Raw genomic sequence first — 12110 nt, forward strand, 5'->3', positions numbered from 1 at the left:
TAAGTTATAACGAGTTAATTATTATTAAGCCTAATACAATCCAATATCCCTGGTGACACGTAATGGAAATCATATTTCTTGGAACATCATCTGCAATGCCCTCAAATCATAGAAATCATTCGGCGATAGCTCTAAAGGCCTTTGGAGAAATCATGTTATTTGATTGTGGTGAAGGAACCCAGAGACAGATGTCACGGGTTAAAGTAAGCCCAATGAAAGTTGATAAAATATTTTTAACACATTTTCACGGAGATCATCTTTTAGGCCTTCCTGGAATCATCCAATCCATGGCATTCCGTGGTAGGAAAGAACCCCTCCACATATTTGGACCTGATGGACTTTCAGAACTCGTTGAATGTATTAAAAAGATGGGATACTTCGCATTATCCTTTGAAATACATGCACATGAACTAAAAAACGGTGTGGTCCTTGAAGAAGATGATTACATTGTAACCTGCTGCAACACCGAACACTCGGTTCCCAATTTATCCTACTGTATAACTGAGAAAAGAGCCCCCAAATTCCTCAGAGAAAGGGCACTAGCCTGCGGTGTTAAACCAGGCCCTGACTTTGGGAAACTCCAAAGAGGAATACCAGTCAAAGTTGGCGATGTAACTGTAAATCCAGAACAAGTACTTGGAAAAGAAAGAAAAGGGTTAAAAATCGTTTATTCTGGAGATACAAGGCCTTGCGACCAGATGGTTGAATTTGCAAAGGATGCAGATCTCTTAATACATGAATCAACCTTTGACAATAGAAATGAATCAAAAGCAAATGAAACGGGACATTCAACAGCTGCAGAAGCTGCAGAAATCGCCAAAAAATCGGGAGTTCAAAAATTGATATTAACCCATATAAGTACCCGGTACAAAGATGCAAGTACACTTGAAAGTGAAGCTATCTCTGTATTTAAAAATACAGTGCTTGCAGATGATTTCATGATCTTCGAGGTGAAGAGAAATGGCAGGAATTAACTTAATAGATCTTTTAATAGTTGGGATCACAGCTGCAAGCGCCTTTTTGACCTTCAAGGGACTGACCTATTTTACCTGGAAAACCGGAAGGAAGTGGGGATTGGATTTAACTTTTATCCAGGTTCTTAATGAGATAATAAAATACTCAATACTTGTAGTTGCACTGAGCATGATAATGAACGAAGTGGGTATCGATATAAGTGCAATAGTGGTGAGTTTAGGTATCGTTGGTATTGCTGTGGGTTTTGCAGCAAGGGATACACTTTCAAATTTCATTGCAGGGCTTTTCATACTTGCAGATCAGGGTTTCAAAGTTGGGGATGAAATAGAAATATCTGGAAAACAAGGCAAGGTTACTAAAATGGGTTTCAGAATAACCACCCTCACAACTGCAGACAACAACGTTATAACCATACCAAATTCACTCTTTTCAAATGGAATTTACATAAATCGTACAGCACTGGACACTAGGAGAGTTGACCTTGACATAACAATACCCTACAAGTTAGAGCTTGAAGATACTCTTAAAGCCCTCAAGGAGATCTCATCGAAGGTTGATGGTATTTCAAAGGAACCATTACCCAATGTACTCATAAAAGAGCTTTCAGAAGAGGGGGTGAAAGCAACCCTGAACGTCTGGATTGATGACCCCTGGAAGGTTGCAGAGTACAGATCATCAATTTCATTGGAAGTAAAAAAGCTGTTGGTTGGTGAAAATGCGTAAATATCGATTATATTCCATGTTGATAATTTCTTTCTGTGCTTTAATTTGTTTTAGCGTTCTCTGGATAAGTTACGAACAGTCACAAGAGGTTGCAAAGGCCCAAACTAATCTGAAAAAGTATCAGGAAAGCCGGAGTGCCCCTGTTGATCCACTTGATCCATCCTCTGCAAGTGTTAGTTCCTCATCAATTATCAATGATGAACTCATAATCCCAAAACTTGGAGTTGATTGTACAATAAGTTCAGTGACTGTAAATGCATACAACACAGCCTACCATTACCCTGAAAGCGTTGATCCAGGTATGCCTGGAGAATGTGGGCTTTTAAGTCACAGAACAACATACTCTGCCTTATTCCGTTACATAAATACCCTCAAGGTGGGAGATAAAGTTATAATAAAAGATAACTCTGCTAAAAAGGAGTACACCTACGTTGTAACATCCAACGGAGATGATGTGAGATGGGACTACAAGGAGCATCCAATTCAATTTGCTAAAAGTGGGGAGGCCCGTCTTTTACTTGTAAGCTGTCATCCGCCAGGACATAAAAAAGCAGCATGGGTCACACACTGCAAGTTACAGTCCACGTCTAATATTTAGACCCCTGGACTTGTTCTTTTTCTTATTGAGGTATCCATTATGATCAATATTTCTACAATTTAGGGGATCTGGATTTTTTTAATGAAATTCTATTAACTTACTGTGACCATTTAATATCAATTTTAATTCCATTAATATTTATCTAAGGTGAATAACAAGGTTTGGTTCGGTTATTTCACTGATTCAGTCCACAAAATATAAATAATGGTGAACTTATTTTAAATTCATATTTTATTAGAGTTGTGACTGGAAACTGGAAAGGTAAAGATTAGTTTAAGAGCTTATTAACAATGAATTTTTTATTAACAATTACGCTTGTATATTAACAAGTATTTAAGAGAATAGTTAATAAGTATTATAGAAATGAGGATTGGATTAGGGAATGGATGAATTGTTATTTTTTTAAGCCTTTCCAAAAAAAAGAACTAAAAAAATTCTATGATTTAAAAAGTAAATCAGAGGAGTAACAATGGTAAAAATCGAAATAGACAAAGAAGCATGCGTTGGATGTGCATCCTGTGTTGAGGATTGTCCAAACGATGTCTATGAAATGGATGACGACTGGAAAACCAAAGTTGTCAAAGAAGAGGATTGCATGGCCTGTTTATCCTGCCATGAAATTTGTCCAGCTCAAGCCATGGAACATAAGGACATACATGTTGCTAAAAGGCTTTACATAGACAGAGACGTGAATGATGTGATTAGTAAAATAGTGTGAGGAGATTTCCATGGAAATAACAAGGGATACGAATGAAACATTTGGAAATTTTAAACCTGAACTCATTCCAGAGGAATGTGGTGGCGATATAAACGACTATGAAGAAGGTCTTCACGTTCTCATGAAGTTTATGGGCTCAATGTCCAGCGCCCTTGAACAAGTTTCAGGTAGAGGTGCTAACGCTATTGTTTACCAAGCAGGAAAGAGAATGGGACACGAAGCAGGCAAACTCGTTGAAAAAACAGATGACCTTGAAAAGGCAATGCAGGAATTGAGTGAAATTCTGGGTATGGAATTTTACTTCGACATGTGGAAGCCTGCAGACCAGGACGAATACACCATAGAAAAAGGGGATGAAACAGTTGTTAAACTGATATTCAGAGACTGCGTTGTAAGGCAGACACTCAGAAGAACAGGATTACCCCAGAAAGGACCTTTATGTTACCTTCTTTACGGTTACACAGTAGGTGCAGTTGAAGAAGTTATGGGAATTCGTGGAAAATTGGATATAGACCATGTTGGGCCAAATGCCTGTCTTAAAACATTAACGATTAAATGGGGTGGTAAATAATGGTGAAAATCGCCCTTGAATGGCTTGCAAGCTGTGCAGGCTGCGAATTATCAATTTTAGATCTTCATGAAGAACTCCTGGACCTCCTGGAACATACAGAGATAGTTTACGCACCGATACTCATGGATGTTAAGGAGATACCAGAGGATATCGATATTGCAATAGTTTCTGGATCAGTCAGAAATGAGGATAACAAGGAAAAGCTTCAGGAACTGCGTAAAAAATCAAAAACACTCATAGCATATGGAACCTGTGCCTGTTACGGTGGAATCACATGTATGGCTGACCTTTACAGTCCAGATGATCTTTCAGCCAGAAGTTTCTCAGAGAATCCAAGCACAGAACCTGCAGAGCAACCATCTGAAGTTGTTCCAGAACTTTTACCAATAGTACATCCTGCAGGAGACCTTGCAGATATAGATTACTTCCTTCCAGGCTGTCCCCCAAAGGAGGGCCTTGTTAAGGATTTACTGATACCACTCATAAATGGTGAAGTTCCAAACATTCCAAAAAAATCTGTTTGTGCAGACTGTCACAGACAGATGGATCATGTTGAATTCGACAAACTCAAGAGAAGGGTTGTTGGAGACACTGACCCTGAGAAGTGCTTCCTGAGCCAGGGATACATCTGTCTTGGATCTGTAACCCTTGGAAGGTGCGGTGCACTGTGTTCTGCTGCTGGAATTCCATGCCATGGATGTGGAGGTCCATCTCTGGACGTACTTAGGGAGCCAAACCACGATGTTTACAACTGTCTTGTGAACAGAATAGCCCACCTTTCAAAGATGCCACACAAAGACGTTGAAAAACAGATCTACGATAAAGGCCATGTGGTCTATGGATTTGTTATTGGAAGTACCATAATGGAGAATAAGAAAGTTTCATTGATCCCTCAGCTGATCAAGAAATAAAGAAAATAAGGTGATACAAGATGAAACAGATAGAGATAAGCCCGGTAACAAGGATTGAGGGACATGCAAAAATCACCGTTCAACTGGACGACAGTGGAAATGTTTCAGATGCTCACTTCCATGTTATGGAGATAAGGGGATTTGAAAAGTTCCTTGAAGGTGCTGCAGCAGAAGAAGCACCACGTATAACCCCAAGGATATGTGGAATATGCCAGACAGCACATCACATAGTATCTGCAAAGGCAACAGATGCTGTTTTTCAAGTCAAACCACCAGAAACAGCGGAGAAGTTAAGGGAATTGATGCTTCTGGGACAGTACATCCATTCACACTCACTTCACTTCTACTTCCTGGGAGCACCAGACCTTATAATGGGTCCAGATTCAGATCCAGCTGAAAGGAACGTTCTTGGAATTATAAAAAACAATCCAGACCTTGCAAAGATGGCAATTAAAACCAGAGCAGTGGGTCAGCACATAACCGGTATAGTAGGTGGTAAACCAGTGCACCCTGTTACAGCAGTACCTGGAGGTCAGTCAAGAGGAATAGATGCTGAAGGAAGGGATAAATTACTTCAGGAAGCAAAAGAATGTGTTGGACTTGTTGAAGCTGGTGTTGAAGTTGCAAAACCGTTGTTTGAACAGTACGCTGAGGCAATTGAAACTCTTGGTCCTGTTGAAACCTGCTTCGGAGGATTGACCTCTGGGGGTAAGCTTGGATTCTACGATGGCCAGATGAAGGTCATTGATAAGGAAGGTAACATGATCCATGAGTTCGAAGGTGCTGATTACCTTGATTACATAGAGGAAAAGGTTCAGCCATGGTCCTACATGAAGTTCCCATTCCTAAAACAGGTCGGTTTCCCAGAGGGTAGCTACAGGGTTGGACCCCTTGCAAGGCTCAACATCGTCGATGAGGTTCCAACTGAAAAGGCAGGGGCCCTCTACGGTGAGTACAAGGACAAGTTTGGAATGGCCCAGAACCCTCTTCTTTACCACTACGCAAGACTCATAGAACTCATGTACACTGCAGAACGTGCGGTTGAGTTACTTGAAGATGATGCAATCATGGGAGATGACATCAGACAAAGCATTGAAGGTTTAATGACACGTGCAGAGGCCAAAGAATCAGATGAAACTTTAAGGGGTGTTGGAATAATCGAAGCTCCAAGGGGTTCCCTGATACATGACTACGAAACAGACGGTGCAGGAATAATCAAAAAAGCAAATCTGATCGTTGCAACAGGTCAGAACAACCTTGCAATGGACATGGGTGTAAGGGAAACCGCAAAGGCCATGATACATGGTGAAGAAGTATCTGAAGGTCTTAAAAACCGGCTTGAAATGATAATAAGGGCCTACGATCCATGTCTCTCCTGTGCAACCCACATGATAAACGGAGAATCACCTCTACTCGTGGACATACACGATGCCGATGGAATTCTCGTTAAAAAACATGTGATCTAATTTTTGCACCTTAAACCCTATTTTTTTAATTTTTTTATGGTTTTCTTTTAAATTATTCTTTTAAAATAGATTATTTTTTTAAAATCATTTTCAATTCTGATAATTTTCAATTTTAATAAGATACAAACACCAATAACATCCCTAGAGAACATATTTGTCAATTAGAAATATTTTTAATTAAAATCTGAATTTTAAAAAGTCTTGAAAGACTTTAAGATGAGTTTGAATATCTTTGAGTTTGAATATCTTTTCAACCAAGATTACAAAAAATTATAAAACCTTATGTTCAATTAGTTTTTAGAGCAGAATTTCTAGAGTTATGTTCATAAACACGAGTCATAGAACCAAAGTCTAACAAAAAAAAGGTTGTAAGAAATAATTTAACCCCTTAAATATGAAGTGATCCCATGAAAGACCCTGAAATACAGAATCAACTTGAAAAAAATGTCAGTACTTTGAACAAAGTGGAAGGCGTTGATGGAAGTTTGATAATCGATAGTAATGGCATTATTCTTTATCATAAGCTTTTCAAGAGGTCCGAAGTTTCACTTTTTGGTTCAATGGCAAATGTTATCACAAGTTCATCCAGGAGGCTTTTGAATTCTACAGATCAGGGCGAAATTGAAAGAGTTCTTGTGGAGTCAAAAAATGGTAAGGCTCTTTTTTTCCACCTTGGAAAGGCCAAGCTAATAGTTCTGATGAACATATCTGCAAATCTGGGAATGGTGATGGTGTCCGCTAAAAGGGCTGTGAAAATGGTTGATGAAACTTTACGGGACTATGAAGCCTACGAAGATGAAGTTCCTATTGAGAGCCCTGAAAACTTAATGGAAGAACCTGCTGGAGAATCTGTTGAAACTTTGCAAAGTGATACCCCAGTCACTGAAGAGGTAAAAATTGATGCTGAATCAGAAATCACTGCACAAACCTTAACTGGGGAAGTTTCAAAACCAGAAGAGACTTTAGGAGTTGTTGTTTCTGATAAAACTGAAGAGAGCGTTGGTGAAGATTCAGCCCATGCAGAAAGTTTAGAAACAGATTTAAAAGAATTTATAACTTCAAAAGAACCTTTAAAACTTGAAAATAATTTTGAAGAAAAATTTAAACCTGTTGAGGCATCTGGAGAAGATTCAATTAAACTTTTAGACAGTACCGAGCAAAATCTTGATTTAGATCATGTGGATGATCCAAAGAGAGTCCTTGAAGCAAAATCATCCATCCCCATAATAAAACCTCCAATAAACTTTCCAAAACTTCCAGAAAACGTTGAAATACCTGAAGATCCACAGAGGAGAGCCGATCTCATCCTAGATATATACAGATCTCTATTCCTGGCCATGTCAATAGGTGCAGGTAAGATCATGGGACTGGCACCTGCAAAGGGCCTTACAAAGAAATTCCTGCCTGTTGATAAGTATCCCCAGCTTCTTGAAGGTGTTGAGGTTAAAAACAATTCCACAATTGATTTTGACAGGATCAAAGAAAATGCCGAGAAAATACCTGTAACGAAACGTTCAGAAATACTTATAGACAATTTCAGTGGAATAATCACAGTTATAACTGAGAGTTATGGTAGAGTAATGGGTTACGGTGCCTTCAGGGGAATGGTAAGGAAAGAATTTCAGGTAATAACCAATTCATATGGTGATGCAATGGAAGAGCTGGGTATAAAAGATAAAATCCACCCAGAACTTATCAATCTCATCGAATGAACCCAATATCTTCTCAAATCCGTTGAATAAGTAAAAATAAGTATATGCAATTAATATTATCATTAATATTTATTTATAAAATTATTTAAAACAAGGAATTAAAAATAAATGAAAAATAGAACTTAAAAAGCTTTTTAAATATTTTTTATAACTTTTCTAAAGAATTTTTATATTCTATGTTTTTAATGGATCATCTAAAAAAAAATCTCTGCACAAATAATATAGGCATATCCTACAAATATCATTTGTAGATAAAAAATGGTAAAAATGGTGATGAAATGAATGGACCATGGGTTGAAAAATACAGACCACAAAACCTGGATGAGGTTGTGGGTCAGGATCACATAATTCACAGATTAAAAAGGTACATAGATGAGGGTAGCATGCCCAACTTGATGTTCACAGGCCCTGCAGGTGTTGGAAAAACAACCACTGCAATTGCCCTTGCAAAGGCCGTGCTTGGAGAGTACTGGAAGCAGAACTTCCTTGAGTTGAACGCTTCAGATGCCAGAGGAATAGACACGGTAAGGAACAACATCAAAAACTTCTGCAGACTCAAGGCTGTTGGAGCCCCCTTCAGGATCATATTCCTGGACGAGGTTGACAACATGACCAAGGATGCACAGCACGCCCTTCGAAGGGAGATGGAGATGTACACAAAGACCTCCTCATTCATACTCTCATGTAACTACTCTTCAAAAATAATAGACCCCATACAGTCAAGATGTGCAATATTCAGGTTTGCACCGGTTAAGGGTAACCAGATCATCAAGAGGCTTGAGAAGATAGCCGAAACAGAGAACCTGAAAGTGAGTCCCGGAGCCATTGAAAGCATTGTTTACTTCGCTGAAGGAGATATGAGAAGGGCTGTAAACATTCTTCAGGCTTCTTCATCCACTGATGAGGAACTAACCGAGGAGAGCGTTCATGAGGTTGTTTCAAAGGCCAAACCAAAGGATGTCAGGAAGATCGTGAACAAAGCCCTTGACGGTGATTTCATGGGTGCACGTGACCTTTTGCGTGAGGTTATGGTTGTTCAGGGCACAAGTGGTGAAGACATGGTCACCCAGATCTACCAGGAAGTTTCAAGGATGGCTATGGAGGACCTGATACCCTCTGATAAATACATCAGATTAATAGAAAGTATTGGAGAGTACGATTACAGGATAAGGGAAGGATCAAATCCAAGGATTCAACTTGAGGCTCTCTTAACCAAATTTTTATTGAAATAAAGGGCAGAATAAAAATGTTGTGGACAGAAAAGTACAGTCCAAAGAACTTTGATGAGGTTCTGGGGAACGTCAAGGTTAAAAAGGAAATACTGGAGTGGGCTGAGGAGTGGTTGAAGGGTAACCCCCAAAAATGTCTGTTGATAGTGGGTCCTCCAGGTACAGGTAAAACAACAATGGCCCATCTGGCTGCAAGGGAATTCTCAGAGTACATAGAACTCAACGCCAGTGACAAGAGATCCTACGACATAATCGTTAACACCGTTGGTGAGGCATCAGTTTCAAGATCCCTTTTTGGTGAGGGTTTAAAACTCATAATACTTGATGAAGTTGACGGAATCCATGGGACAGAGGACAGGGGAGGAACCAGGGCCATAAGCAAGATCATCAAGGAGGGAAAACATCCCCTCATAATGATGGCAAACGATCCCTACAGTAAACGTTTAAAAAGTCTTAAAACCAAATGCAACGTCATAAATCTCCGTAAAGTTCATACCAACTCCATAGTTGCACTCTTAAAGAGGATATGTGTTAAGGAAGGAATTAAATTTGAGGAACACGTGCTTAGAACCCTTGCAAAACGTTCAAATGGAGATCTTAGATCTGCAATAAACGATCTTGAAGCCATGGGCCGTGGAAAGACTGAAATCACCTCAGAAGACCTGGATCTTCTCTCAAAAAAGGATGATGTTGCGAACATATTCGACTCTGTGCGGGTGGTTCTTAAAAGTAAGAACATCCACAGAATAAAGGATGCAATGAAGGTGGAATCTGACCCAGGATTTATCCTTGAATTTATAACAGAAAACATTCCCCGTGAATATGAAAAGGCCTATGAAATAGCTGATGCTTATGAGATGGTTTCACTTGCAGACACTTATCTTGGTAGAGCTTTCAACACACGTGTTTACTCTTACTGGAAGTACGCATACGATCTCATGAGTCTGGGGGTTGCAGTTTCAAAGGATGAAACTTACAAGAAGTTTGCACGCTACACTGGTTCATCTGTGTACACCATGCTTTCAAAAAGTCGCTCCAAGAGGGATTTGAGGGACAGGGCTGCAACCAAGATTGGAGAAAAACTTCACACCTCCAAAAAAGTTGCATGTGAACAGTTCCCCTACTTCGAGACCATGTTCCAGGACGATGAAGTTGCATACGACATGGCAGAGTACTTCGGACTGGCAGACGATGAGGTTAAACTCTTCCGTTCAAAGAAGATACCAGTTAAGAAGATAGAAAAAGCCCGTGAAAAGGTCAGAAAGGAAGCTGAAAAAGAGATCATGAGCGAGAAGGGCAATGGCACTGACAAAACCCTTGATTTCAATTTGAAATCTGAAAAAGCAGGAGATTCCACTAAAACTCAAAAGAAAGCTCCGAAAGCTCCAAAGAAATCTGGGGAAAAAACTGGGGAAAAATCCACAAAATCGAAATACAGATCTAAAAAACCTAAAAAATCATCCTCAGGATCTGAAGGTTCCAATGGAAAAGTTGAGTCTGATGTGGAATCTGACAAATCAAAGGATGATAAAAAGGGTAAAAAAGATAAACAAACCTCTCTTTTCAGTTTTTAGGTTTTTCAAACCTTCAATTTTCAAGCTAATACCTTTATTCTTTTTCTAATTATTTTTTTATTATTTTTAATATTTTTTAATCTACTTTCAGTGCAAAAATGAATAATTCAAACAACAGTGAAAAAAATCAATGAACTACCCTCTTTAAATATGTTTTTCATGTACGAATTCTGCAGATTTAAGGATGTTCTCCCGTACATCTGGGATGAAGTCCCCTAAAAATTTTATTAAATCCCCTGAAAAATCATTAGCAGCTGTTTTTCCACTCCGAATTCCTGTTTCTATGTTTTTTGTGCCATATTCAACAGCATCATGTTCAAAACTGCATTTAAAACCATGATTTTCAATCCACGATACTATCCATGAATCTGGAACCTTTAAAAGAGGATAAATCAGTTTCATATTGTGGAAACTTTCTCTGGAGCTTGGAGGACATATTCTTCCACCATCGAGTATGATATCAACGATTTTTATTGACTCCGCATCCAGGGTGACAGGTAGTGCAATTGAATCTACGCCCGAATCCTTTAAATCTTTCAATGAAGTTCCATATATAATTTCAACACCATACTTCCGTTTGTATGGCTCTAAAACAGCGCGGAGAGCGTAGTCAAAGCAATTTTTACCCTCAGATTCATCACCTTCAAGTATGAATATTTTATCCCGGGGGTTTATGGATGTTTTAAGGGTTCTTGAAGCCCTTGTACATATTCTCTGGAAAATCTTGGACCTTACAACACGTTCATCTGGGAATTTCGCCAGAAAAAGTTCTTCCTTTCTTCTGGAGAATCTGGAGAACTTCAGGTTGTTGATGAAGATAACTCCATCCATTATACTGACGAACCTCGTGTCCACCCCAATCCTGTGTAAAAATTCCGCCTTGGATATACTCATTTTACCACGAATAACATTTTCATTGGCACCATGGATGATCCTTTAAGTTATTAAGGAATCAATTGCATTTAACAGTGCAAATTTTAATTTAATGTAAGATTGCTTGAATTTAATGGATGTAACTTCCAATCATTTCAAAAATTAGTTTTATGATCAATGCATAATAAAGTTTGATAAATACTAAAAAAAGTTGGAGTTTTTTAACTCACTCTTCTTCCTTTTTACGCAGGGATTTACTGGCAACTGTTTTTTTAATGTCTTCACCAGTTTTTGTAACTGATTTACCAACGTTTTCAAGGGTTTTTTTAGCGTTTTCTGTACTTCTCTGAAGTGGTCTTTCTGCCCTTTCATCAATTTCATCTTTGTTGAGTTTGAGCATTATCTGGTCTCCAACTTTGTCAACCTCTTCACAGGTCACTTTGAATGAACCTTCAATACCCATGATTCCAGTTGATACCATCAAAGCTCTGATTAACCAGGTTTCTGTATCGAATTCAAAATCTGATACTTCTCCAACTACAAAAAGATCGCTGTCAAGAACTTTTTTTCCTAAGAATTTTCTTGCCTTCAGTTCCACGTAAAAACACCCCTATTTTTTGATAATCTAAGACTGTCAAGATTTTTATCTTGAATTGTAGTATTTATATTTTCCTAATCAAAGCTAAAACTTGTAAAAAATGATACACCATTTTATTTGACCTTTAAAAGAATTCAAACCCTCCAAAACCTTAAGATACCT

General features: G+C 38.6%; 12 protein-coding genes. 10 read left to right on the forward strand and 2 right to left on the reverse strand.

All coding sequences use genetic code 11. From position 1 onward, the window contains the following. The first annotated feature begins 62 nt into the window (after nt 1-62). The 10 genes from rnz to MCBB_RS07775 all read left to right on the forward strand — a co-directional run bounded on the left by rnz (nt 63) and on the right by MCBB_RS07775 (nt 10477). The gene (gene rnz, locus MCBB_RS07730; RefSeq protein ID WP_071907217.1) at nt 63-974 is read left to right on the forward strand and encodes a ribonuclease Z; all 912 of its coding nucleotides are present in this window, start codon (nt 63-65) and stop codon (nt 972-974) included. Then, nucleotides 961-1698, forward strand: a complete 738-nt coding sequence (locus MCBB_RS07735; RefSeq protein WP_071907218.1) for a mechanosensitive ion channel family protein — start codon at nt 961-963, stop codon at nt 1696-1698. The genes rnz and MCBB_RS07735 overlap by 14 nt, the downstream gene beginning before the upstream one ends. A gap of 16 nt (nt 1699-1714) precedes the next feature. Continuing rightward, on the forward strand, nt 1715-2296 hold the full coding sequence (locus MCBB_RS07740) for a class E sortase (protein WP_231916337.1): 582 nt from the start codon (nt 1715-1717) through the stop codon (nt 2294-2296). Between the two features lie 469 nt (nt 2297-2765). Further along, nucleotides 2766-3014: a 4Fe-4S dicluster domain-containing protein gene (locus MCBB_RS07745; RefSeq protein ID WP_071907220.1), complete on the forward strand. Its 249-nt coding sequence runs from the start codon at nt 2766-2768 to the stop codon at nt 3012-3014. A gap of 10 nt (nt 3015-3024) precedes the next feature. After that, nucleotides 3025-3585, forward strand: a complete 561-nt coding sequence (locus MCBB_RS07750) for a hydrocarbon binding protein (contains V4R domain) (protein WP_071907221.1) — start codon at nt 3025-3027, stop codon at nt 3583-3585. Then, nucleotides 3585-4496 carry an NADH-quinone oxidoreductase subunit B family protein gene (locus MCBB_RS07755; RefSeq protein WP_071907222.1) on the forward strand — a complete coding sequence of 304 codons (912 nt, stop codon included), beginning with the start codon at nt 3585-3587 and terminating at the stop codon, nt 4494-4496. Before MCBB_RS07750 ends, MCBB_RS07755 begins: the two co-directional genes overlap by 1 nt. Before the next feature lie 20 nt (nt 4497-4516). Beyond that, a complete protein-coding gene (locus MCBB_RS07760; protein ID WP_071907223.1) occupies nt 4517-5962 on the forward strand; it encodes a Ni/Fe hydrogenase subunit alpha in 1446 nt (481 codons plus the stop codon). A 407-nt stretch (nt 5963-6369) separates the two neighbouring features. Further along, a complete protein-coding gene (locus MCBB_RS07765) occupies nt 6370-7674 on the forward strand; it encodes a roadblock/LC7 domain-containing protein (RefSeq protein ID WP_071907224.1) in 1305 nt (434 codons plus the stop codon). Between the two features lie 278 nt (nt 7675-7952). Beyond that, nucleotides 7953-8906, forward strand: a complete 954-nt coding sequence (locus tag MCBB_RS07770) for a replication factor C small subunit (RefSeq protein ID WP_071907225.1) — start codon at nt 7953-7955, stop codon at nt 8904-8906. A gap of 14 nt (nt 8907-8920) precedes the next feature. After that, nucleotides 8921-10477, forward strand: a complete 1557-nt coding sequence (locus MCBB_RS07775) for a replication factor C large subunit (protein ID WP_071907226.1) — start codon at nt 8921-8923, stop codon at nt 10475-10477. A gap of 144 nt (nt 10478-10621) precedes the next feature. On the opposite strand, the gene MCBB_RS07780 is transcribed toward MCBB_RS07775, so the two are convergent. Next, on the reverse strand, nt 10622-11371 hold the full coding sequence (locus tag MCBB_RS07780; protein WP_071907227.1) for an ATPase: 750 nt from the start codon (nt 11369-11371) through the stop codon (nt 10622-10624). A gap of 205 nt (nt 11372-11576) precedes the next feature. Then, nucleotides 11577-11948: a PRC-barrel domain-containing protein gene (locus tag MCBB_RS07785; protein ID WP_071907228.1), complete on the reverse strand. Its 372-nt coding sequence runs from the start codon at nt 11946-11948 to the stop codon at nt 11577-11579. Nucleotides 11949-12110 lie beyond the last annotated feature (162 nt).

Origin of the sequence: Methanobacterium congolense (assembly GCF_900095295.1) — an archaeon.
Lineage (GTDB): Archaea > Methanobacteriota > Methanobacteria > Methanobacteriales > Methanobacteriaceae > Methanobacterium_C > Methanobacterium_C congolense.